Origin of the sequence: Prosthecobacter sp. (assembly GCF_044226605.1) — a bacterium.
Taxonomy (GTDB): Bacteria; Verrucomicrobiota; Verrucomicrobiia; order Verrucomicrobiales; family Verrucomicrobiaceae; genus Prosthecobacter.
In genome coordinates this window covers 1-23,549 of record NZ_JBGAGS010000032.1, presented here as the reverse complement: position 1 = coordinate 23,549, position 23,549 = coordinate 1, and the positions used below count along the sequence as shown (strand labels likewise).

At 60.3% G+C, this 23,549-nt stretch carries 16 protein-coding genes; 14 read left to right on the top strand and 2 right to left on the bottom strand.

The window, feature by feature from the left end; genetic code table 11:
- The first annotated feature begins 12 nt into the window (after positions 1–12).
- From ACILSO_RS29670 to ACILSO_RS29660, 3 genes are all read left to right on the top strand, one after another.
- Positions 13–522 carry a hypothetical protein gene (locus ACILSO_RS29670; protein WP_395741117.1) on the top strand — a complete coding sequence of 170 codons (510 nt, stop codon included), beginning with the start codon at positions 13–15 and terminating at the stop codon, positions 520–522.
- Between the two features lie 401 nt (positions 523–923).
- Positions 924–1,646 (top strand): hypothetical protein, encoded by a 723-nt coding sequence (locus ACILSO_RS29665; protein WP_395741116.1) that lies wholly within the window; start codon positions 924–926, stop codon positions 1,644–1,646.
- Between the two features lie 13 nt (positions 1,647–1,659).
- The gene (locus ACILSO_RS29660) at positions 1,660–3,429 is read left to right on the top strand and encodes a hypothetical protein (RefSeq protein WP_395741115.1); all 1,770 of its coding nucleotides are present in this window, start codon (positions 1,660–1,662) and stop codon (positions 3,427–3,429) included.
- A gap of 79 nt (positions 3,430–3,508) precedes the next feature.
- On the opposite strand, the gene ACILSO_RS29655 is transcribed toward ACILSO_RS29660, so the two are convergent.
- Entirely contained in the window at positions 3,509–5,401 is a 1,893-nt protein-coding gene (locus ACILSO_RS29655; protein ID WP_395741114.1) for a phosphoethanolamine transferase, read from the bottom strand.
- A 630-nt stretch (positions 5,402–6,031) separates the two neighbouring features.
- Here ACILSO_RS29655 and ACILSO_RS29650 point away from each other — a divergent pair.
- The 9 genes from ACILSO_RS29650 (at position 6,032) to ACILSO_RS29610 (ending at position 21,695) form a co-directional block, all read left to right on the top strand.
- Positions 6,032–6,997 (top strand): peptidylprolyl isomerase, encoded by a 966-nt coding sequence (locus tag ACILSO_RS29650; RefSeq protein ID WP_395741113.1) that lies wholly within the window; start codon positions 6,032–6,034, stop codon positions 6,995–6,997.
- Positions 6,998–7,164: 167 nt separating this feature from the next.
- Positions 7,165–7,581 (top strand): hypothetical protein, encoded by a 417-nt coding sequence (locus ACILSO_RS29645; protein WP_395741112.1) that lies wholly within the window; start codon positions 7,165–7,167, stop codon positions 7,579–7,581.
- Between the two features lie 549 nt (positions 7,582–8,130).
- Positions 8,131–9,255, top strand: a complete 1,125-nt coding sequence (locus ACILSO_RS29640) for a tetratricopeptide repeat protein (protein WP_395741111.1) — start codon at positions 8,131–8,133, stop codon at positions 9,253–9,255.
- A gap of 100 nt (positions 9,256–9,355) precedes the next feature.
- Positions 9,356–11,689 carry a tetratricopeptide repeat protein gene (locus ACILSO_RS29635; protein ID WP_395741110.1) on the top strand — a complete coding sequence of 778 codons (2,334 nt, stop codon included), beginning with the start codon at positions 9,356–9,358 and terminating at the stop codon, positions 11,687–11,689.
- Between the two features lie 166 nt (positions 11,690–11,855).
- Positions 11,856–12,392: a hypothetical protein gene (locus ACILSO_RS29630; RefSeq protein WP_395741109.1), complete on the top strand. Its 537-nt coding sequence runs from the start codon at positions 11,856–11,858 to the stop codon at positions 12,390–12,392.
- Between the two features lie 166 nt (positions 12,393–12,558).
- Positions 12,559–13,668: a tetratricopeptide repeat protein gene (locus tag ACILSO_RS29625; RefSeq protein ID WP_395741108.1), complete on the top strand. Its 1,110-nt coding sequence runs from the start codon at positions 12,559–12,561 to the stop codon at positions 13,666–13,668.
- Between the two features lie 1,250 nt (positions 13,669–14,918).
- Positions 14,919–20,177, top strand: coding sequence for a hypothetical protein (locus ACILSO_RS29620; RefSeq protein WP_395741107.1), 5,259 nt, complete (start codon positions 14,919–14,921; stop codon positions 20,175–20,177).
- 75 nt (positions 20,178–20,252) lie between these two features.
- Positions 20,253–20,429 (top strand): hypothetical protein, encoded by a 177-nt coding sequence (locus ACILSO_RS29615; RefSeq protein WP_395741106.1) that lies wholly within the window; start codon positions 20,253–20,255, stop codon positions 20,427–20,429.
- An 18-nt stretch (positions 20,430–20,447) separates the two neighbouring features.
- Positions 20,448–21,695 carry a hypothetical protein gene (locus ACILSO_RS29610; RefSeq protein ID WP_395741105.1) on the top strand — a complete coding sequence of 416 codons (1,248 nt, stop codon included), beginning with the start codon at positions 20,448–20,450 and terminating at the stop codon, positions 21,693–21,695.
- On the opposite strand, the gene ACILSO_RS29605 is transcribed toward ACILSO_RS29610, so the two are convergent.
- Entirely contained in the window at positions 21,678–22,085 is a 408-nt protein-coding gene (locus ACILSO_RS29605) for a hypothetical protein (RefSeq protein ID WP_395741178.1), read from the bottom strand. The genes ACILSO_RS29610 and ACILSO_RS29605 overlap by 18 nt on opposite strands.
- A gap of 96 nt (positions 22,086–22,181) precedes the next feature.
- Here ACILSO_RS29605 and ACILSO_RS29600 point away from each other — a divergent pair, with 96 nt between their 5' ends.
- Both ACILSO_RS29600 and ACILSO_RS29595 read left to right on the top strand, forming a co-directional pair.
- Complete coding sequence (locus tag ACILSO_RS29600) at positions 22,182–22,736, top strand: hypothetical protein (RefSeq protein WP_395741177.1); 555 nt, start codon at positions 22,182–22,184, stop codon at positions 22,734–22,736.
- Entirely contained in the window at positions 22,733–23,218 is a 486-nt protein-coding gene (locus tag ACILSO_RS29595) for a hypothetical protein (RefSeq protein WP_395741104.1), read from the top strand. Before ACILSO_RS29600 ends, ACILSO_RS29595 begins: the two co-directional genes overlap by 4 nt.
- The last annotated feature ends 331 nt before the right edge of the window (positions 23,219–23,549 follow it).

The following is a 23,549-nucleotide window of genomic DNA, read 5'->3' as shown; positions in this document are numbered from 1 at the left end:
TTTTGCCGCCGGATGGCCCCTGCCTTTCATCTGCCGGTGCTGTGCGTTTTGTTATTCTGCTGCACGGGATGCGGCGACAGGCAAAACAGCGGTGATGCAAACAAGGATGAAATCTCCCGGCGTCGGGACGCTGACCAGGACCAAAGCGAATACCCGTCTGAAACTGCCGTGATCGATCTGGGCAAAGCCCCGCTGGCTCCGGGTGCCTTCAAAATGAGCGTGGGCGATTACTTCAAGCATTTGGAGGAAGAACACTTTGCAAAGAAAGGATTGATGCTGCGGATCATCGTCCCTCCTTTCGCCTTGAAGGATCTGGACGACGTGATGAAAGCGCCGTGCGAATCAAGAGTACCGCCCGAAGACCGTGCCAGGATGGCAACAGAGGGCGATCTTTTCAATCATATCATCGCCGGAATTGGGCAGCACCCTCAGTATGACCGCTCCACCATTTACCTGAGGTGCTTTGATGACACTTATTTCCCCAGTTATCACATCAATCAGAGCACGACGCAGTCGCGTTAGAGCCGAAGGCACCGTCACCCGTCATTGATTACAATGCAGATTTCATCGGATCTCATGGTGGGAGACAGGAACACGGAGGCACAGGCGCTAGTGTTTGAACTATTGAAGCCTGCGTAATAGGCTGACACGACCGGAGCTCGCGTGAGGAGGATGATGCGGGGACGCAGCAACTGAGTGGCGAAATGGCGAGGCGGACGCTGCTGGAGGTCGCGGTGTGGAAAGAAGGTGCTGGGTTTGCTTTCCTGAAGGATGCACCCCGTACCAGGGTGGCCTCGCTTAGGCTCGGCAACCCTTCGCTATGATGCGGAAGGCCGTTGGCCTTCAAGGCAGAAGTGTCAGTCTGTTGCTCAAATCTCAATAAGGCTTGACGCTCCCGCCATGGCCAAACTATGTCTTAAGACATGACAAGATGGCATGCCAAGCTCCTCTTCAGCGGATCGCTGCTCGCAGCCCTGTGTGCGGGATTGTCTCTGGGTTTTTGGATGGAGTACTTCCACGGTTGGAAATTTGGGGCGTCCCAGCTAGTGCTCGAATGGACTGACACCAAAAGCTATGTCGTGCTGGCTTTCATGACGATCGTGGCTGCGCTGGGCGCGTTCCCTTTTCTACGAAAGAAAAAGCCGACGGATACACCGGATGTGGTCTTGTCCTTGTTTTATCATGGCATCACGCTGACAGCGGTGCTGGTCATGGGAGTCAGTTCCTACTGCATCCGGCCATCGAGTGTTCGCAACGCGGTCTTTGCATGGGGAGCGGCAGACTTTTTATTCGAGTTTCCTGGGGAGGCGGACCTTCTTAAGAAGGCACTGTCCGAGAAAAGACCTCCTCGGGCAAAAGAAATAAGCGATATTTTGGATACACCCGCCCCCCTCAAGGGGAGCAGCTGGGAAACCCGACCTGGCATCCGTGAGGTGTGGTATGCCGAACGTTGCAATGTCCTTGTTTTCGAAAGTCTTTTGCATGGCCACAACCGGCATGCTGTCGCTGTTTTTTTGGCTGGCGAGGATGAAGCTGACACCAGAAAAGTGCTGGCTGAGGACAAATGGAGCTTTCATAAACGTCCCATATTCGGCACCCGGACGCATGGGCTGGTGATCGAGTGGCAGGACATCACTCATAGATAGCCTCATACTGACCATGAAGCCCCCACTTTGCCCGTCCCTCTTCGCATGGCTCGTGGCCGTGCTCCTGCTGCCCGCCGCAGCGATGCGCGCTGCGGATGACGCGCCTGCGCCGGACTACCCGGCTGTGATCAAGGCTCTTTTTCAAAAGGCGGACGTCGTCAAGATCACCGGCCATGTGGTGGAGGGGATCCGTCACAACATCGAATGCATCGAGACGGAGGCTGCGTTCCGGAAAGAGCTGGAGGATCTGTTTCTTGCCGAGAAGCCGCGCTATCTCGGCAGAGACATTCCTCCGCACCTGGGAGAGTATTTTTCCAGCAGGCTGAACTTCACCTGGGTGGATGTGGAGCAAAAGGAGCTGGGCCACGCCGCGCTGCTGGAGGGAGACAGGCTCCTCATCAATGACAGCCTGCTCTTCAGCCTCAGTCCCATGACGGGAGAGAAAAATCTCACGTTCCTCAGGCATGCGGCGATGTTTGCCAACGACCTGGTATTCGACACACCCGCTGATACACCCAACTTCCGCCGCATGGTCAGCGGGTTCTTTGCGAAGGCGGCTTCATGCAAAATAACGGGATACCACAACATGTCACGGGAAGGCCCCCACATGATCGACTACACCACGCCGGATCTTGCGGGGCTGCTGGAGCTGAAGCGGATCTTCCTGCATGAAAAAGCCGTCTTTAGCTATGAGGTGCCCGCCGCCGAAGCGCCCACGCCTGACCAGGACCTTTCCAACGGGAACAGCGTCTATAAGTTTACCTGGCTGGACGCCCAGGGTGCTCCGCTGGCCAGTGCGGCGCTGGTGGACAGACACCTGATCGGTCTGAATGGCCGCCTTTATTTCGCCCCCCACTCAGCCGGACGTTCTGGCACAAACATCACCCTGTGGTTGAGCATCACACGTCTGGTCGATCCCGGGATCTTCACGCCGCCGCCATCGGACTACCAAGCCATGATCCAGGACCTCTTCTCCAAGGCCGCCTCCTGCAGCATCGAGGGCAGCTATGCGATCGGAAAGATCCTTCCGTATGATGTGAACTTCACGGCCTCAGACTCCGCCGCGCTGCTGGCCCTGAAGGAGATCTTTCTCTTTGAGAAACCGCGCTACAAGGAGCGCAGCAACGGAGACCCCACCCACATCACGCGCCCGTCCCGCCTGCATTTCATCTGGAAGGATGCGCAGGGAAAGGAGCTGGGCGGCGTCTCATTGATCAATGAAGACAGGCTGGAGTTCACCCCCACGCATGACATTTTCCAGATCACCCACTTTCCGGGCAGTGTACAGCGTAACATCACGCTCCTCACACACGCGGCCCGCTTCGCACTGCCGCGCTCCTTTAAAAGGCCCGCGAAGCCGGACTACCAGGATCTGGTGCAGGGCCTCTTTTTGAAAGCGGCGACGTGCAGGATCAAGGGCTACCACACGGACGTGGAGACGGACACCACCCACGATGTGGACATCGCCGCGTCAGACCCGGCCGCGCTGCTGGCGCTAAAGAAGATCTTCCTCACGGAGAAGACCGGCTATCTTGGCATTTGCAGCAACGATGAAGCCCCCGGCCCCTTTGATATTACAAGCCTGCACTGCATCTGGACGGATGCGCAGGGAAAGGAAGTGGGCCACGTGGCGCTGCTGAATGATGACCATCTGCTGTTTGCCGGGACGCAGGATCTCTTCGCCACGGGTGCTGGCGCGGCCGGGAGTGGAGGAACGACGCTGGTCAAGCGCCTGGCGCACTTTGAACATGAACAACCCCGTCCGCCCGCACCGGCGAAGTGAGGCGATATCAACGGCTGTCTCGAGACAAGCTTCCGCGTCATGGTGATCGCCGGCACGGCCAAAAGCATAGCGCGCCCTATCAGCGAGATGCCTGGGATTTGCGCGGGTGCCAGCCCTGACGCTTGGCTTCTTCGGGAAGAACCTGTTTGTCGTAGTCGATGACGTCCCGGCCATTGAGATCCACCAGCAGCCTCGGAGCAGGATTGAAGGTCATGCTGGCTGCGCTCTGGGCGGGCTTCAACAGTTCGCATTCGAGGCCCGCGAGGTCAATCACCGTATGAAAAGTCGTGTCGCTGCAAAAGGGCGTATTCACATGCTGCCTGAGCGCGGCGTCTTTTTCCGGACGTTCTTTTTTGAAAGCGGGTGAAGTCCAGACCAGCATCGGCACATGGATCGTGGACGAGGCAATGACGCCGTGGCTGAATGGCATCATGACGGCATTTTCAGACGTCTCCCCATGGTCGGAGACATAGGTAAGCGTGGTCAGGGCATCTGGCTCCGCCTTGAGACGGCTGATGAGTTCTGAAAGGAACCAGTCCGTGTACAAGACTGTATTGTCATAGGCGTTTGCGAGCTGCTGCCGGGACTCTGCGGTGTCCACATTCATGTAAGGAATGGGGATCATCCCGTGCATGAAGGTTTTGACGCAAGCCTCACGATTGACAGGGAATGTCTCAAAGTCTCTGGGGTAGCGGTCCATGTACAGGCAATGGCTTCCCATGGTGTGCAGGACGATGAAAACACGTTTGTCATCGCTGGAAAGAGCGGCATCGACCAGCGGGAGCAGTTCGCCATCATGCGCGGAGCGAAAGTCAGTGGCCTGCTCGGTGAGCTTTCCACTGATGAAGCGCGACTGATCGGCATCGCGGGAGAAGATGGAACAACGCAGATCGATGAGGCCATGCTTCCTCTGGCTGGACAGCCACCAGGTGCGGTAGCCGGCTTTGCGATAGACCCCCGCAATGCTGATCATGCCTGAAGCTTCGGAAATGTTGGTTGCAACGGCGGGGGTGATCAGGGCGGGCACACTGAGGCCGGTCATGCACGCGGGAGCCGTGACTTGCTGGAAGCTGTGCAAATCCGGAAGGGCTGCCAGACGCGGCGTGGTGGCGCGCTTCGCTCCATTGATCTGAAAGGCGTCAAACCGTGCCGACTCTCCAATGACCAGGACGTGAATCTCACGGGCGTTCGGGGCACTCAAGGGAGGCGCGGGCTTGACTTCGATGCTTGCATTGATGGCATCGCGGTCAGCATAACAGGACTGAATGGTTCGCGCCCTCTGGAAAGCCATGATGACGTTGACTGGATAAAGATTGGCCTGGCGGACAAAGGATCCCAAGGTGGCATTGGCGGCAGTGTCTCCCGTCATGACAAGAACCGGAATGGGAGCCAGGAGGATCGCCGCGGTGCAGCCACGAAACTTCCAGCCGGGCTCGATATGGCGGGAATGACGGACGACTTTCCAATAGACCCAGAGCAACAGGGGCGTGGTCAGCGCCAGCGTGGAGAGTTCCACGCCAAAACGCGCCATTTCGCTGCTGTCCGTTTCATAGAGTGCGAGCAGGCTCCAGACAGCGGGCATCTTCTCAGTGGACCAGTAATAAAGCGTTACCAGAGGCATCAAAGGCAGCAGGACGGCGCAACAAATCAACCAGGGCCGCAGCTTCATCCCGCAGAGGAACGGCAGAAAGAGCAGGAAAACCCCGGAAGAAAAGTCGGCCCAGTCCGCCAGACTCACCTTGGGATAAACAGCGGCCACCGCATTGGGCAATTGCAGCAGCAGCGCAGCGATCGCCAGCACGCACGCAGCCAGCCACGGAGTGCGCCGAGCTTGCGTGCTTGAGGAGCCACTGGCAGCGGCATTTTCCTGCGATTTGATTGATTCATCCGAAACTTCCATAATTATTATAAATAAACCAATGCAAACTGGCTTGGCAACCGGTTTTGGAGTTTTCCGTTCGAACCCGCCCAAGGTTGGAGCTTCCTAGGATGGGGCCTCAAGTGAGGGGGACGGCAATGCCCACCGCGGCGTGTGGCGGCGACCTATGCTGCCTGCTTCGGCGTGGCGGGAGTACGCTGCTGGGGGACGCGGTGCATGAGGAAGGCGCTGGCTTTGCTGCCCTGCTGCTGGTTCTCAACCCAGGGCGGCGCTCGCCAAGGCTCGTTTGCCCTGAGCTACGCTAGGCCGCACCTTTGGTGCTGAAACCTGGAGGCAAAGCTTACGATAACCCAACTTAATCAAGTGCCACGTCAGTCTATTGTGCAACTCTCGATAAAGGAGGCCTTGCAATCCCGGGCCGAGATGGAAGGCGCGCCAGATTGTGGCGCAGGAAATCCAGAAGCTGCGCAAGGCAGCCGTCATTGAGACGATGGAGGCGCCGTGAGCTGAACTGAGCGCGGGCGGTCAGGCAGTCCTGTTGCCAAACACGTCGGCACCGGTCTTCCGGCTGAGAGAGGGCTTGGAACCGGGCCAGAGCATTGACTACCACAAAATAGCATGAAGGACTGGCATCATCGTGGCGGACGCCAGGCTTCGCGTGTTGACGCTTTCCTGTGGGACGGCACGCCGCTAGCGTGCTGCTGCAAACGCCTCTTTTCACTCATGAAACCTCAGCTTTCTCACGGCGCGATGCGCGCCCTTGCCTGCCTTCTTTGGCTTTTCTCCACCCTGGCGCTGGCGGAAGAGCGGCCGGTGGCCACGGTCGATGGCGTGCCGATCATGCCGGCGGATCTTCGGGCGGAAATCCGCAAGCAGGAGGCGAAGATCCTCCTGGACCACCCGGCTGAACCGGGCAAGCGGGAGGAAGAGATCGCCGCCATGAAGCGCACCGTGCTGGACACGGTCATCGATCAGCAGCTGCTGCTCAACGAGTTCAAGCGCCTCGGCGGCGTCATCAAGCCGGAATGGGTGGACGAGGATGTGACCGATGTGATCAAGACCTCTTTCAAAGGAGACCGCGATGCCTTCATGGCCTCGCTTGAGAGAGACGGCGTGACCTTGTCCGAGTTCCGTGCCGAGACTGAACGCAAGATCAAGCTTGTCATGATGAACCGGAGAACCATCGGAGAGAAAAGCCGCGTCACGGATGAGGAGGTGCGGGCCTACTATGAGAAAGAGAAGCAAGGGCTCACCAGGCCGTCAGAGGTGAAGATCCAGACGGTGATGGTGCGCAAGCCCACTCCGGATGCCCGGAGTGTGGCGGAGGGGCTGCGCAAGAGGATCCTCGAAGGCGCGGACTTTACCGCGATCGCGCGTGCCTTCAGCCAGGACAGTTACGCCCAAAACGGCGGTGACTGGGGCTGGATGTATCTGAACGATCTCGCTGAAGATTTGTACCCGGTGGTGGCGAAGATGAAGAAGGGCGAAGTGAGCGGCCTCATCGAGCAGCCGGGGGCCTGGGTGATCGTGCGTCTGACTGACCTCAAGGACATGCTGGTGCCAGACTTTGATGCTTTGAAGGAGGCCTTGCAATCCATGGCCGAAATCGAAAAGGCGCGCCAGATTGTGGCGCAGGAAATCCAGAATCTGCGCAAGGCAGCCGTCATTGAGAAGATGGAGGCGCCGTGAACTGAGCTTAACTGAGCGCGGGCGGGCAAGCAGGCAGGCCTGTTGCCAAACACGTCGGCACCGGCCTTCCGGCTGAGAGAGGGCTTGGAACCGGGCCAGAGCAGTGACTACCACAAAATAGCATGAAATCATTTGCGTCCTGAAATTCGGACCCAAGGAGTGCTTTCATGAACCACTCCTACACACCCGGCAGCCTCTTCCTCACTCCACGCGCGCCCAATGGCAAACGCCTCTCCGCCCGCGCGCGGCATCACATGCGCGGCTCGGAGGACAAGAAGCCTCCGACTGCGCCCAGCCCCCCAAAATGGACTCCGGCAGACAAAGACATTGTTCGCAATCCGGCATACGTTCCTCCGGCCGTGCCCGGCGCAGGTGTGCTGCTCCCTCCGCCCACGGATGAGGAGCGAATCAACAAAATCATCGAAAGACACTCCCCGGAGGACTTTTTCCCGGACAAGAAACCGGAAGGCGGGATTCCGCTTCCCGGCGGTATCAGGCTGCACATCGAACCTGAGGTGGAGCCGACCAAGCCGGGCGAAAAGACCAAGATTGTACCGAAGTTCAACTTTAAAAAGGAGTTTTAAGGGCCTTGATCCTGAAGCATCGCATGGACTCGCATCCCAGATCCTGCTTATTGAGTCTTGCGTAACAGGGTGACGTCCTTCGGCGCTGAGTGGCTAAACTGTTTCCAGTGCGGCTTTGCAGCTGCTCCTGGACGGAGCCAGGAAGACAGCCGGTGGTGAAGCGAGGCTTGGCGAGCGAGAACCACCGGAACAGGTGAAAGTTGAACTTTGGCTTTGACCCAGGGCCGCATGCTAAAGGCATGCGAGAGCTGTGCGCAGACTCCACGTCTCCACGTCCACGCTGGGTGTCAGGAGGCTTCTCGCATACCTCCGGCATGCGACCTTCACGGGATGCGGCGCGCTGCTCCGGTCCGGTGGTTCACGCTGCACCGCTTCGCGGTTTCGCTTCACCACCGGCTAATATCTCTGCTCCTTCCAGGAGCCCATGCCCAGGGCATTTTGAGCCTTGTTCTGCGATTCGGTTTTCTGTCACCCTATTGCGCAACTCTCAATAACCCTTGCCTAAAGGAGCATGCCTCTTCATTTTTGGGAAGCCACCCCTTCCCCATCATGAAGATGCTGCCCGCCTTTCTTTTGCTCTGTTTGACACTCGGCGCAGCCGCGGCGCCTGACGCCGGCAAACAGGGCACAGAAGCCATTTCGGACCTGATGAAAGCGGGCAAGTATGCCGAGGCGGAGCAGGCGGCCGAATCACTGGTGGCGGCACTCACGCGGGCGCAGGGCGCGGAGGCGCGGGAGACATTGAAGGCCAGAACGACGTGGGTGCGAGTGCTGGTGGCCGTGGGCAAAGATGCCGCGGCAGAAAAGCAGGCGGAGGAATTGCAGCCGGTGCTGCAGCGCATCTTTGGCGCGGAAGCCCGCGAGACGCTGGCCGGCCAGCATGAACTCATTTCCGCCAGGATGGCGATGGGAAAATTTAAGGAGGCAGAACTGGAGCAGCGCAGCCTGATCGCCACGGACACCCGTGTGCTGGGTCCGGAGGACAAAGACACCCTGCGCGCGCGTGAAGGCCTGGCGGTGGTGCTGCTGGAAGAGGGGAAGGTGGAAGATGGCGAAAAGGAGCTGCGCTCAGTGCTGGGGATTGATGAGAGACTTTACGGCGTTGATTCCGCGGAGGCTTTGCTGCATCGTCAAAATCTGGCGCAAGTGCTGTGCATGCAGAACAAGCGTGAGGAGGCCGAGTCCATGCTGCGCGGGCTGGTGGCCACCCGCACGCGGGTGCTCGGCCCTGAACATCCGGGCACCCTGACCAGCATCATGGCTTTGGCAGGACTGATGTACGAAGAGGACAAGTATGACGAAGCACTGGAGTTGACTCAGCGCACGCTGACCATCCTGACACGAACACTGGGGCTCGATCATCCGGACACGCTGAGGGCCAGGGCCAATCTGGCCAACATGGTTTCCTGGCTGGGCAAGCACGATGACGCTGAAAAGGAACTGCGTGCCGTGCTGGCTGTGAACGAGCGGCTGAACGGCGCCGAGCATCCGGACGTCATTTTCGACTGTCTGATACTGGCGGAGTGCCTGAAGCAGCAGGAGAAGTACGAGGAGGCGCTGAAGTACGCGCAGCGCGCCTACGAGGGCAGCCTCAGGCTTCGTGGCAAGGAAGATCCGTCAACGAAGATCGCGCAGACTCTGGCAGATGGGCTGAAGAAGAGGATGAAAGAGTGAGAAAAGCCGGAGGGAGGGAGTCCTGCGCCGCGCCCGCACTTCACCGCTTGCCATGCCTTCGGCAGCTCCTTTATTCAAGGCACCACCGCCCCTGACCACCATGAAGCCACTTCTGCGCTCTGCGCTTTCCTTTGCCCTGCTGCTCTCAACTGTCATGGGGGAGACCGCGCGTGCGGAGAAGAGCGGCCAGGAGAAGGCGGGGCAGAAGAGCACGGCAGGCGCGGCTGAGGATGAAGCCTTCGCTGCGGCGGAGGCGCTGCTCAATGCGGGCAGGCATGCCGAGGCGGAGAAGGCGGCGCTGGCGCTGGTGGCGGCACGCACGAAGGCGCTGGGTGCGAAGGACAAGGAAACGCTGCGCTGCCAGCGCCTGCTCCTCCAGGCCTTGTCTGCCCAGGCCAGATCCGCAGAAGTGGAGGCGCTGTGCCGCAGCGTGATCCCGCTGTACGCCGAGGTGCTGGGAGCCGGGAGCAGGGACACGCTGGAGTGCCACTATTATCTCATCAGCGCCCTGAACGCCCAGCAAAAGGACGCGGAGGTGGCGGAGGAGTGCCGCAGCCTGCTGCCGCTCCACATCAAGATCTTCGGCGCTGAGAGCAAGGACACGGTGGCCTGCCAGACCCTGCTCATGGAAGCCCTCGCCGCGCAGCAGAAGGATGCGGAGGTGGTGGAGGTGTGCCGCAGCCTGCTGCCGCGCCAGATGAAGGTGCTCGGGCCGGAAAACGAGGACATTTTGGAAACACGCGGGCGTCTGGCCTATGCCCTGGTGCATCAGAGCCAATGGTCGGAGGCCGAGGCGGAATACCGCGCGCTTCTCGCGCTCCAGATCAAGATGCTCGGGGAGGAGAGCAGGCTTGCTCTAGCAACACGCGGCACTCTGGTGCGCACGCTGAGCGAGCAGAAGAAATGGGCGGAGGCCGAGGCGGAATACCGCCGGCTGCTGCTGCTCTGCGAGCGTGTGCTGAAGCCGGAAGACGAGAGGTCCCCCGCCCTGTCCCGCCTGCGTGATTTCATCGGAGACCTGAGCAGCGCGAAGAAGCATGCCGTGGCGGAAGAACTGTGCGGCCGGGTGCTGGCCCTGCACACCCAACTGCTCGGGCCGGAGAACGCGTCTGCTTTGAGCCTGCGCAGAACTCAGGCCTACATCCTGAGGAGCGCGGGAAAATTCGCGGAGGCTGAAGCGGCCTACCGCGAGCTGCTGCCTCTCTATGCCCGGGTGTTTGGCGCGGAGTCCCCGGCCGCCCAGAGAGAGCGCACGTCTCTCGCCTTCCTGCTGATCGAGCAGAAAAAAGATGCCGAGGCGGAGAAGGAGTTTGATCAGGTGCTGGAGCTGGCCGCACGTGGCCGTCCCAAGGGCTCCGAGGATGAATCGCCGCTGGAGGATGTGGCGACGACGATGGAATCTCTTCAGTCGATGTACCGGGATGCGGAGGTGGAGACGCTGTTGCGCAAGCACCTGCCCGCCTTCATCAAGACGTATGGCCAGGACCACAGCGAGGTGCTGAAAATGCAGGAGGTCTTCATCGCCGCGCTGACGGCACAGAAGAAACACGCGGAGGCGGAGAAGGAGTGCCGCAGCGTGATCGCGGCGGAGACCCGCGTGCTGGGGCCGGAGGCCAGGGCAACGCTGGAGTCCCGCTCCCATCTGGCGCAGCTGCTCGCTAAAACGGACCGGGAGGCGGAGGCGGAAAAGGAATACCGCGAGGTGCTGCCACTTTATACCAGAGTGTTCGGAGCGGAGTCCAAGGACACTTTGACGCAGCGCATGCAGCTTTCCAGCGTACTGAGCAATCAGGACAAGAATGCCGAGGCGGACAAGGAACTCAGCGAGGTGGTGGACATAGCCGTGCGCGTCTTCGGCGCGCAGGACCTGTACACCACGGTGCCGCTCTCGCTGCTGCTGGAGCTGCGCAAGAGCGTGGACCGGGGCGCGGAAGTGGCGGAGCAGCTGCGCCGGCAGCTGCCCGGCATCATCACGACCCACGGCCAGGACCACCGCAGGGTCATGGACCTTCAGCTGACGATCATCTCCACGCTAATGGAGCTGGAGGATGATGCGGGGGCGGAGAAGGAGTGCCGCAGCCTCGTCGCCATGCAGACCCGCGCCCTCGGGCCGGAGGCGGAGGAGACCCTGGACTCGCGCCTCACGCTGGCGGACCTGCTGGTGCGGCTGAAGAAAAACGAGGAGGCGGAAAAGGAGTGCCGCCAGGTGCTGGCCCTCTCCGAGCGCGCCCTGGGCGCGGAGCACCCGCAGACACTGACAAGCTGCCACCATCTGGCCATCTGCCTGGCCCGGCAGAAGAAGAACAAGGAAGCCCTGAATTACGCCCAGCGCGCCTATGCCGGACGCCTGAAGGCGCTGGGCAGGGACAACTCAGACACGCAGAAGTCCAATCAACTGGTGAATGCGCTGACGAAGTCGGAAACGAAGGCGTGACGTGAGGCTTGGGTCTTGAGGTTCGAAGCGCAGGACGCCGAGGTGATGAGCGGGCAAAGATGGGCGGCCACCAGACGAAGCGGTGGCGGCGGATTCGTGGTATGTTCAGTCATTAAAAAGCATGAAATCATTTGCGACCGCAAAAACGGACCCAAGGTGTGTTTTCATGAACCCGCACTACACCCCCGGCAGCCTCTTCCTCACTCCACGTGCCCCCAATGGCAAACGCCTTCCCGCCCGCGCGCGGCACCACCACCACCACCACATGCGGGCTTCAGAGGACAAAAAGCCGGATCCCACCTCCCAAGAAATGCAGGGGCTGGGCGGGCAGATGAGACAGGAGAACCCGGCTGGCGGGATGAGAACAACACCTCCGGCGGGTCAGCCTCAGGCTCCGAGAGGATCTCTGGCTTCTCAGATGGAACCGCATGACCCACGATGGAAAGGCGTGGATGGAGACATTCTGAGCATCCCCAAATACGCCCCTCCCGCCATGGATGACACCAACACCATTCGCCGTGCTCCCACAGAGGAGGAAAGACGGCAGATGGAACGTGCTGGCGGCGCTAAAAACGCCGTTCCAGCGCCTGAAAAGGGCGGCCGGGAGCTCCCGGTCAAACCTAAGCTGGATTTCAAGCACGGCAAAATTGAGGGAGGCTCGCTCGAGGGGTCAGTTCCCTGGGAAAAGATCTTCGGAAAATAGGTGACACCTTTGATGGGGCGCCCTCCGGCATGACCGGCGCACTATCCGGCAGCCGCCCATGCTTTGCGGCCTCCGGCGTGGGTGCGGGAGGGGCCCCGGCGGCGCCACATTTGGCTTGCCGCCTGCATGCCTGCCTTCATCTTTGAGCATCCAGCCCCCTGCTCCCATGAAGATTCTCTCCGCCGTCTTTCTGCTTTTCCTTGGAACCTGCCGTGGTGCGGCGGACATCAGCGAGAAAGCGTACGACTCTGCCGTGGCGCTGCGAGAGGCGGGCAGGTACGACGAGGCCGAGAAGGCGCTGCGGACGCTGGTGGAGGCACGGACCCAGGCGCTGGGGGCTGAGAACCGAGAGACTTTGCTGGCCAGAATGCAGTGGGTGGTGGCGCTGCTCAAACGTGACCACAACGCCGACGCCGAGGCCAGGGCGCAGGCCCTGCTGCCGGTGCTGCAGCGCGTGCTGGGCGCGGAGGACCCGCGAACTCTGCAGTACCGCGGCATTCTGGTCTATGCCATGTGGCAGGCGCGCAGGAAGGCGGAGGTGGAAAAGGAATGCCTCAGCCTGATCCCTGTCATGACACGGGTTCTGGGGCCGGATGATGACATGACACTGGTCGTGCGCGGGGCTTATGCGGATGCCCTGGGCGACTTGGGAAAACTGGATGAAGCCGAGCGGGAACACCGCGTGCTGCTGGACATTTACGAACGGCTGCAAGGCGCCAGGGCGAAAGAGACGCTGATGGCCCGGCACAATCTGGCGGTGCTGCTGGCACAGAAGGAGAAGCTTGCGGAGGCGGAGGCGCTTCTGCGGGGCGTGCTGGCCGACCAGGTGCGGGTGGTGGGCGCCGAACACAAGGACTCCCTGGAGAGCCGCAACAGCCTGGCTGTCGTGCTCAATGCAGAAGGGAAATATGAGGAGGCGGAAAAAGAGCTGGCCAGCGTGATCGCCATCCGCTCACGCGTGCCCGGGCCGGACGATGCCTCCACGCTGAGAAGCAGGTCTGCCCGCGCCGATGTGCTGAACAGCCTGGGCCGGACGCAGGCGGCGGTGCAGGAATTCCAGTCTGTGCTGGCCGCGATGGAGCGGGTGCTGGGCGCGGAACACCCGGTGACTCTGAGCGCCCGTTACTTGATGGCATGGAGTCTGGCAAACAATCGCCAGATGCCGGAAGCGCGGACCTGCGCTCAGCGTGCCTACGAAGGCAGGCTGAAGGTGCTGGGCAAAGAGCATCCTGACACCGAGAAGTCACGCGAGCAGGTGACGCGCCTGACGAATTGAAATGCGAGGAGGTGCCAGGGACGCGGCTGCATTTTGCTCCGGTCTGGCGGGCGACAACCCGGGGCATGTGCCGGCGCGGAGTGCGTCACACGCTGATGTGCCAAGCGACCTCCGAAACGCGATGGGAATACCACGCTATAATATACTGGAGCATGAGATCATTTGCGCCCGCAAAACCGACCAGGGTGTGTTTTCATGAACCCCCACGGAACCCCGGCAGCGATCGTTTTGGCCTGGATCTCGGCGCGGGAGTCAAGACAGACTCGACCCACGACATCCAGCCCGCCACAACCAAGGAAGCTCTGGATGAGTGCTGGGAAAGAATGCGCGGTCCGCGCGCGCCGGGAGTGCGCAGCGTGCGCTGGCAGGGATGCTCAAAACGCTCGGAAAAGATCATGCAGAAACCCGGGCCGCGCAGCGGCTGGTGGATGAGCTGACCCGGAAGAAGACGGAGGTGTGAAGCAGGCTGCGCCGGCAGCGGCAATCCGCAGAGGGCGGGGCGAAACGCCTGCCGCAGCACATCCTACCACAAAATAGCCGGAAATCATTTGCACTCACGGAAAGGGGCCCAAGGGATGCTGCATGAAGCACCCTGACCACTCTCCATCCTTTTCCCCCGCCCTACGCCGCCCCGCCGGCCTACGTGGGACGGCTTTCGACGCCCTTGTGAACTCAGGCGGGGGGAATCCCCTGCACGAAGACGGCGCGCAGCCGAGGCGTGAAGCGCCCGCTTTTGCCACCGCTTCCGGGCCGGATTCCGCAGCGGGCCCTGGGGCGATGCAGCGAAACTCGGTCCATTGGGACGAGGCCGCAGCCCCGGCAGCCAGTGCCCCAAAACCGCCCAAGTGGCTGGCTCCCTGGCTGAAACCTTATTTCAAACGCTCGAAGGATGAGACCGAATTCGAGTTTAAAAAAAGCATTCCCTGGTGAAATGCGCCAAAGGCATGCCGGAGCTGCGAGGCATCCCACGCCTCCTTGCGGGCGGCGCTGAATCAAAAGCGCTTGTTTCATCTCTTCTCTCTTTCCCGGCGCATGCGATTGCGCCGATTTTTTTGTGGTCATGGGGCGTGCAGGTGTACGGCCCGCGTTTTTTTCACCGCAGGCCGACCGCGGACTATTATAGCATGAAATGGTATTCACTGGTTTTTTCGGTTGCGTTCCTCCGCCTCGGCCCAAGACGTGAAAGCCAGAACCGGACGCTGTGAAGAACTCGGAAGGTGCCACCGCCGCGCTGCGGCCACGCATCCGCCATGTCTTCCTACCTTCGCCCCCGCCGTCCACCGCCCTCCGCCATCGCCCAGATGATCCTCCGGCAGAAGAGCGCCGCCCACCAGCGCGCCTCCGAGACCGCCCCGCCTGCTCTCGGTGCCCCGCCGCGCAAGCTTCCCCCTGGCATCGCGCAGCCTCAGCTTCCCCAGCCACCGCCACCGCCGAAACCTGCGATCCCTCAGCCTCAGCCTCAGGCTCCGCTGCCGCAGGAGCAGAATCAGCAGCGGATAAATCTGGTGCAGCCGAATGCGACTCTGCCGCGCAGCCAGCCGCTCGGTCCTGCCGCCGCAACGGTGAGGCCGCCGCTGAAGATGCCGCTGCCGCAGTCGGAGCCAAAGCCGCAAGCTGCGCAGGCCGCGCCGGTGCCGCTGCGCTCCGTGCGGTCGTACGAGCCGCAGGCCGCCGCGCCGTCTTTCTCGCTGGAGGAAATGCTCGACCGCCACCGCGCCCGCTCGGGCGGCCAGCAGAGTGCCGCTGCTGCTTCTTCAGGCAACCCAATACCACAACCTACCACCCTATTTCAGCGCACGGGCTCCCCCACTTTGGAATCTTTTGCCCGGCAGGCAGCCCTGGTCAAACGTCACGGCGAAGCCACGGGCGAGGGGCAGCCGCTGGATTTTCCAGGCAGCGCAACACCACAAACCACCACCCTTTTTCAGCGCACCGGCTCCCCTACCCTGGCATCTTTTGCCCAGCAGGCAGCCCTGGTCAAACGTCACGGCGAAGGGCAGGCGCCGGATTTCCCAGGCAAGAATTCAGCGACCAATGCCAGCCTCTTCCACCGTCTGGACGCCGCCGACCCGCAGAGCCTGCCCGCTGGCGGCGACCTTTTAAATCAACGGGCACCGGCAGCGCAGCCTGCAGTGGTGCCGCAGAACAGCGCGGCTCCTACCAACCAGCAGACAGCCTCCACGGGAGTGAACGCGGCAGTGCGCGCGGCCGTGAGACCACAGGCAAACCCGCCTCCCGCAAATCAGCAGGTAGCATCTGCAGCGACAAACGCGGTGGCGCAGGCCGCTGCGCCACCTCCAGGGCAGAAAGGGCAGTCTTCTCCAGCGCAGCCAGCTCCAACGCCGCAGGGCCAGAGCCAGAGCGCGCCCCCTGCCCCGCAACCAGGAGCCTCCACAGCGGCCAACGCACTGCCGCCACCCTCTGAAGTCGCGAGCCAGCTTCAGGAAAAGCTCAGCAAGGCCGCTCCCGGCACCCCCATGAGCCTGCTGGATGCCGCGACCGGCGGCACCCCTGGCAGCGGCGTCAAGGCCAAAGGATCGGATGCCGTCGCCGCACGCGAACTCTTCATGAAAAGCATGGGCATTGCGGATGTGAATCACGTCCAACTGCACCCCCAGCCAGACGGCACGTTTGACCTGCGCTCGAAAGGCAATGCCAGTGGCACGCCCACCGCCACCTATGACCCAAAGCAGCACTCGCTCACCGTGCAGGCACCGGGTGGCACTCTCAGCGAGGACACGCGGCAGATGCTGCAAAACATCGCCGTGCCTCCTGGACGCCCGGGGGCAAAGCCGCGCGCCAGCGATGGGCTGCCCGTTTACTTTGGCAATGGCCGGCGCGCGACGACGGAGGAGTTCGGCGCGCTCAGCCAGGCAGGACAGCAGGCGTCCAGCACCGCCCGCACCCCGGAGGAGCGGGCCGCCGCGCTGGACAAGCTGGGCCTCTCCCCGGCGGGCATCAGGCAGCAGATGGAGGCAGGCCGGATTTCCTTTCAGCAGGCGCTGGCGCTCAATGGCCACTTCAACCATGTGCTGGAGCACAACGCCACACTTCACGGCGCTTCGGAGGCACTGAATGACTGGGGGCTTCAGCCGCAGAACAAGGACATGGGCTCATGGCTGCATTCGGGCACGCCGGAGCAGCGCGCCTATGCCATCAACCAATACTTCGATCAAACCAGCGGGCGTGCGGAGAACAACCTGCTGACCACACCCGAACGCATGGAAGAGCTCCGGCGCCGCGCGCTCGGCGAGATCCCTGGAGGTAATCCCGAATGGGGCAAGCCCGGCGCTGTCTCCCCCGGTCGCGAACCGAAGGACGGCCCCGCGGGCCTGCTGCGCATTCCCCTTCAGGGCGGTGGTGCCGCGCACATTCCCACCGGCACGTGGACGCGCGAGGACTACGAGACGCTGGACCAGCACTCCGACATCCGGAATCTGCCCCACGCAGAGCGCGAGGCCGCCGTGGACACACTGCTGCAGGAGCATTACGCGCAGCTCTCCTCCCAGCCGGGCTTCTCGGGTGAGGACCATCGCAAGTTCCGCGAGACCGCCCAGCAGCTGCGCGACCGCGTGGCCGAGCTCAAGACCCTGAAGGACACCGCCGGTGAAGGCGTGGACATGGTCAAAGAAGCCGCCAAAAGCGAAGCCACCACCCATGTGGCCGCTGCCGCAGACCTTTCCTTCTTCGATGGAGAGGGCAATCCGCGCTGGCCCGCCGGCAACATGGCGGCGCAGAGCGCCTTCCAGGCGCGGAATGCCAAGGACACCGCGCAGCGCCTCGCCCAGCCCACCGCGGAGAAAAAGATCGACGACGCCCTCGCGGCCATCCATCAGGACATCCGCAACGGCAACTTCCCCCTGGCCCCGGGCGAGGAGCAGGAGAAGTGGATCGACGCACTCTCCGCCAGTTTCAATCCGCAGCGCCAGCAATGGTTTGACGCAGTTCAGGGCCCTGCCGACCCCACCACGCCCGAGGGAAAAAAGCACCTCTCCCACACGCAGGACTACACGCTCGCCCACCCGGAGAACCGCGCCAAGATTCTGGACTACATCCGCACCGGCAATGAAGAGCGCTGGGATGAGCTGAAGCACAACCTCAAGAAAACCCCGCAGCGCGCGCAGACGGAGGAGGAGCAGGAAAACAGCCTCAAAAACGACCCGATCGTCCGCGTCCTCAACAATGCCACTGGCTCCGACTGGAGCGAGGACATGAAAGGCGCGAACGGCGCCGTCGTGGGCCATTTCGTGCCCGGCATGGGCAGCGCCACCAAAGGCGGCCGTGTGGGAAAATGGGTCCGCCGGGGTGCCGGAGTGGCCGCAGACATCGGCGGTACCGTGGCACAAAATACCATCGAAAACCCCGACGCCGATTTTGAGGATCACAAGAAGGCCGTCATCGCAGATTACGCCACCTCCCTCGGCCTCAAGCCGCTGCAGCATGGTGCGGGATTTGCCGGCCAGAAGGTCAAGGACAAGCTCCAGAACCAATCAGGGGCAAACAATGTCTCCCCTGGCGCAAATTACGGCCCCAACGGCAAAGCGGATCCTCCGGGTGGCCAGACCTTTGAGGAACGTCATAAGCTTGAGCAAGGAGGCATGCAGATCCCCGAGCAAGCGGCGGCTCGCACGCCTTCTGCACAGGATGGAATACCAGTACATACCACTAAAACAGCAAGGGCCGCACGCGAAGCCTGGGAAAAGGATGGTGGCAAAGCGCTCCAAACCATCGACCGCCTCAAGACCAAGGCCAAAGAAGCGCCGCTGAGTGCGGAGGAGCAGCACGAGCTCAACCAGGCTGAAAAATTGCAGGCCAACGTGCGAGTGGCCAACCTGGAAACCGAGCAGCAGAACCGGCCGCAAGGGCTGGACCCGGTCAAAGCCCAGGCGCTTGAAACAGAGCGGGCCATTTTGCAGAAGTCCGCCTCTGGCGAGCAGCCCCCAGGAGGCGGAGGCGGCGCAGGTGAACCCGCCGCAGTGCCCGCCGGCCAGGACGCATCCCCGCCCCAGCCGATGAATGGCGGCGCCGGAAATGGCGGCAAGGGCGGCGGGGAATCACCGCCGCTGCCACCACCACCGTCTCCCTCCGAAGGGCAGCCGTCGAAGAATAGCAGACCTCAAGATCAAGACGCAGCACCTGCAGGCGCAGGCCAGAAGGATACTCCCGTGCCCACGTTTAAGGAATTCGGCCAAGCTCAAAAGACCGTTGAGAGGCTCAAGGCGCAGGACGTTCCGCTGACTCCGGATCAGCAGCGAGAGCTGGACACCGCCGAGAAGACGATGGCCAGGAAAACAGAGGCCAATATCCTCGAACAGAAAGCCGCATTGGAGAAACGTGGCGAAAAAATCCATGACAAGACAGCCCAAAAGCTTGCGGAAGCGCAGGCCACCCTCGCAAGGCCGACTCCGGGTGGTGGAACTTTGCGCTCTGATGATTCAGGGAGAAACGGAAACGTTTTTTTGGACACCACAAAGAAGCTCGACACTCCGGCTGATCCTTCAAAGCCGCCTTCGCCAAAGCCAATGTCGCCTGATCCGGCAGCTTTCGACCCAGCAGCGGTGGATCCGGTACGACATCAAGAGCATCGAGACAAGTACGAACGCAAGCGTGCGGAGCCACGGGATGCGGAAGCGCAGGCTGAACTAAAAGCCCGAGAAGCTCCGCTGCTGCATCCCGAAACCGGGGTGGATGCAACACGAACACGAATACAAAAAGCTGCAGACGAAAAATCTTTTCGAAAGGGAGAAGAGATTAGCGGAAAGCATGTCAATGCAGTTGATCACCTGAAAGCAGACGATGGTCTGGAGGTAGTACACAAGCCCAGAGACGGTCAGGAGAAAAAGAAGATCCGTGCAGGGATCAGTCCTGAAACCACCGGCCATCGTGAAGTAGCTGCTTCAAAGATTGCCCAGATTCTGGGCATTGATCTCGTGCCAGCCACGACCATGATCACCCACGAGGGACAGCCCGGTTCCGCGCAGCTTTTCAAGGGGGGCGACAATGTTGTGGATGGACGAAGCGCCATTTCGCCCCCTCACAATGTTAAGATCGACGCTAAGAACCGCTTTCCAAAAGAACTCCCCGATGACGCCGCTCATGACTGGCAACTTATGGACGATCTCCTAATGCACGGTGACCGACATGAGGGCAACTATATGCTGCATCTTAACGGGAACAGGATTGCGGGGGTCTCCCTTGTGGACAATGGCCACGTCCTCCCAGCGAACACGGGAGTCGTGAAAAAGCGCTTTCTGGGTCCGCGTGAGGGTCAGCCCATTTCTCCCCTTAACCAAGAGCGCCTTCATCGAATGCTCGACAATGAAAAGTCACTCAGGCAATCATTGAAAGATCACCTGGAACCAGAAGCCATCGACGGCCTCCTCGCCCGTGCCAAGGCCTTGCTGGCCCGGGGAAGGTATGGCAACTTCACCCTGGATGAAATCAACGCCCACCTGCCACCAGAGAAGCATCGCGTTGATCCAGTTCCCTTTCACGACATCGGCCAATAATCAACTCTTGATATGAAAGTAGAAATTCGAAGTTACCATAAAAATCCTCACGGGACACTTTGTTGCACATGGACTTTGGACCACAACGGCCATGCCGTCTGCGACGACCCCAAGACGCAGGAAATGGTGGAATACAGTGGTATCTGCGGGATTGGACGCCTTTACTTTCCGAAGGATGGAGAGGAATTTTTGCGCAACTATCCGTGGGAATACGCCGGCAGCAGCTTCGTGCGCGCTGTCATTGTGGAGTAACGGCAAGTAAATGGGGTCATGCGACATGAATACGAAGGAGAATGCCGCTTTTTCCCGGGTAAATGGGGTCAGGGTGCGAATAAATCGATATATCAATCGAAGTTGTTCCGCTTTGCAGAGGCTCTGGTTCACCGGGCAAACTTCCATTTTGTCAGATATTTGCACCCCGCCCCCGTTTCTGCGCTGGAGAACGTACGCCTTGCAGACTTGAAATGGAACCCTGATGATGATACTGTCACTCATGAACCTACCGGGCGCAGGCTATCCGAAGGAGATTTTAAACAAATCGTATCGGGACTGGACCCCGGAGGAAGCGGAATTGGTACGACGACACTTTCTCGGGCCCTTATTGCACGACATGCGTTACTCGTGGAAGCCCCTGGGGGCGGTCGCTTGGGACATCAGTTGCATGAGGAATCTCGTGGACAAGGACGAGGAGAAGCTGATGTACTTGGCGATGAGCTATTCAGACTACGTGGAAAGAACAAACAACTCTTTTACTCGCAGCCCGAGGGTGCCGATGCTGGTGGAGCAAATAAAGGAACCGGAGACGGAGGTAGCGGCCGCAAACTCGCCGGCCACTTCGGCAGCGACTCAAAACAGCTAGCTGGCGCGACAGCGCAGACTGTGGACACGCTTAATCAACGTGTCCCCGGTCTTCTCCACGACAAGACCCACGTCTTCCACAGCGTCGAAGACCTCCTAAATTCCGACTACGCCAAGCAGCACCCGTTTTCGAAGGAAGATCTGGCTGGCCTGCAGAACGCCGAAGGCTTCCACGATCCGAAAACCGGCCACAGCGCCATCATCGCCGGCAATGTGGAGATGCGGCATGGTGAAACACCGCATGATGCGCTGAGCCGCGTCATCCTCCACGAGCGTGTGGGGCACGATGGATTGCAAACCCTCCTCGGCTCCAAGGACAGCAAGGCCCAGAAACATTGGGAGGGATTGACGCAACGCATTCCGCAGAAAGAACTCGACAGCATCGCCAGCCAGGAAGGCTACCAGCACCTCAAGGATGACCGCAACGCACTGGCGCACGAATGGTTTGCCCACCAGGCGGAAAAGTCGCCCCACCTGCTCAAGCAGCCCGGCGTGCTGCGAGACATGTGGGAAGCCTTTAAAGGCCAGCTCAGGAAACTGCGGAACAACTTGAAGGACACACCCGAAAGCCATCTGGACACCCATTTGCACGAACTGCTGCGCCACTCCCGCAAGGCGGCTTTGAAGCCGTCTGCGTCTCGCTCAGTCAGCGACCGATAAAAAATCCTCACAGCTTCCCTTCCGAAAGGCCAGAACCACAAGGAAAAGGTCGCCTTGGAAAGAGCGGAAGGCATGCAGATCCCCGAGCAGGCGACCGCTCGGATGCCTTCTGCACAGGATTGAATACCAGTACATACCACTGAAACAGCCAGGGCCGCACGCGAAGCCTGGGAAAAGGATGGTGGCAAAGCGCTCCAAACCATCGACCGCCTCAAGACCAAGGCCAAAGACGCGCCGCTGAGTGCGGAGGAGCAGCACGAGCTCGACCAGGCTGAAAAATTGCAGGCCAACGTGCAAGTGGCCAACCTGGAAACCGAGCAGCAGAACCGGCCGCAAGGGCTGGACCCGGTCAAAGCCCAGGCGCTGGAAACAGAGCGGGCCATTTTGCAAAGGCCCTCCTCCGGCGAGCAGCCGCCAGGAGGCGGAGGCGGCGCAGGTGAACCCGCCGCAGTGCCCGCCGGCCAGGACGCATCCCCACTCCAGCCGATGAATGGCGGCAATGGCGGCGGAACACGACCGCCTCCTCCCCCCAGCCCGGAGCAGCCATCTAAGAGTGGCAATAAGGATCAGCTAGGCACAACGAATAAAGCCGATCCGACCACCGGAAGCCTGCCTCCGGGCGATGCAAAAAAGAAAAAAAGCAATACCACACGCAGAGGTGTGAAACGCAATAATCCGCAAGACTGGAAGGACACAATGAAATTATGGGATTCTCTAGGTTATCAGGACCTTCTCAGCACGGCCAATCGTAATTCAATTCGAAACAATCGTGTTCCTATTGTAGACGACGCATGGATCCAGCATCATCCAGAAGATGCAGGGCTCAGGGGGCAAATTATCACCATTCATCATGTTCAAGGCTTGCCACTAAATGCACCTTTGCCATATTCTCGACATCTTGATGCGCATAGACCAAGAGGGTTTCGATACAATCCAGGGGGTATAGGCTCGCAGCTTCCCTTATATCTAGATCCAACAAATCCACCCCCGCCTACCCCGCCAATTACCTTGCCCCTGCGCCCCCCGCCTCCACAAAAATGAATGTTTCCAGTGCTTCCGGTGAGGATCATCCCATTCAGCAGCTTTCATTTGTTGCGCTTACCAATGATCCTCAAATGTTCAAACTCAAACTCGAGCGTGCGCTTCAGCATTTGGCGCAATCGCGTAGATGGATCATCTCACCGCCAGTTCTCTTTGGCTCGGACCCTGTGGGCAATAAACCACCCGTGGATGGAGACGCGGCGACTGACGACTTTAATGAATCAAACCAACTGGCAGGATATTTGGACCTTTATTCAGCGATCCAAGGACCTCCCCTGCCATATGAACTTGATAAAGCACAATTCGAGGAAGTGACCGCACTCGTTCATATGCTGGAGCGGTTCTCCATCGAGCATGGAGTGGAAATTGAGTTTTATCTGGATTCTGAAATAATCGGCAAGATTGTGTGGGGATTGCAGGATGAATCTTTGCGCGTGGGCCTGCTGGAGGAATGGAGCCACATGCTTGACTTAAAAAAATGAAATCAAAACAGGCATGCGGCTTCTGAAGGGTAAATGGGGTCAGGCAATCATTGACAAACCACTCGAAGTTGCTCCGCTTTGCAGAGACTCTGGTTCACCGGGCAAACTTCCATTTTGTCAGATATTTGCACTCCACCCCCGTTTCCCCGCTGGAGAACGTGCGCCTTGCAGACTTGAAATGGAACCCTGATGATGATACTGTCACTCATGAACCTACCGGGCGCAGGCTATCCGAAGGAGATTTTAAACAAATCGTATCGGGACTGGACCCCGGAGGAAGCGGAATTGGTGCGACGACACTTTCTCGGGCCCTTGTTGCACGACAGACGCT

Excerpts from the sequence above, each read along its gene's own strand:
- ACILSO_RS29670 (WP_395741117.1), top strand. The coding sequence starts at position 13 with ATGGCCCCTGCCTTTCATCTGCCGGTGCTGTGCGTTTTGTTATTCTGC.
- ACILSO_RS29665 (WP_395741116.1), top strand. The coding sequence starts at position 924 with ATGACAAGATGGCATGCCAAGCTCCTCTTCAGCGGATCGCTGCTCGCA.
- ACILSO_RS29660 (WP_395741115.1), top strand. The coding sequence starts at position 1,660 with ATGAAGCCCCCACTTTGCCCGTCCCTCTTCGCATGGCTCGTGGCCGTG.
- ACILSO_RS29650 (WP_395741113.1), top strand. The coding sequence starts at position 6,032 with ATGAAACCTCAGCTTTCTCACGGCGCGATGCGCGCCCTTGCCTGCCTT.
- ACILSO_RS29645 (WP_395741112.1), top strand. The coding sequence starts at position 7,165 with ATGAACCACTCCTACACACCCGGCAGCCTCTTCCTCACTCCACGCGCG.
- ACILSO_RS29640 (WP_395741111.1), top strand. The coding sequence starts at position 8,131 with ATGAAGATGCTGCCCGCCTTTCTTTTGCTCTGTTTGACACTCGGCGCA.
- ACILSO_RS29635 (WP_395741110.1), top strand. The coding sequence starts at position 9,356 with ATGAAGCCACTTCTGCGCTCTGCGCTTTCCTTTGCCCTGCTGCTCTCA.
- ACILSO_RS29630 (WP_395741109.1), top strand. The coding sequence starts at position 11,856 with ATGAACCCGCACTACACCCCCGGCAGCCTCTTCCTCACTCCACGTGCC.
- ACILSO_RS29625 (WP_395741108.1), top strand. The coding sequence starts at position 12,559 with ATGAAGATTCTCTCCGCCGTCTTTCTGCTTTTCCTTGGAACCTGCCGT.
- ACILSO_RS29620 (WP_395741107.1), top strand. The coding sequence starts at position 14,919 with ATGTCTTCCTACCTTCGCCCCCGCCGTCCACCGCCCTCCGCCATCGCC.
- ACILSO_RS29610 (WP_395741105.1), top strand. The coding sequence starts at position 20,448 with ATGCGACATGAATACGAAGGAGAATGCCGCTTTTTCCCGGGTAAATGG.
- ACILSO_RS29600 (WP_395741177.1), top strand. The coding sequence starts at position 22,182 with ATGAATGGCGGCAATGGCGGCGGAACACGACCGCCTCCTCCCCCCAGC.
- ACILSO_RS29595 (WP_395741104.1), top strand. The coding sequence starts at position 22,733 with ATGAATGTTTCCAGTGCTTCCGGTGAGGATCATCCCATTCAGCAGCTT.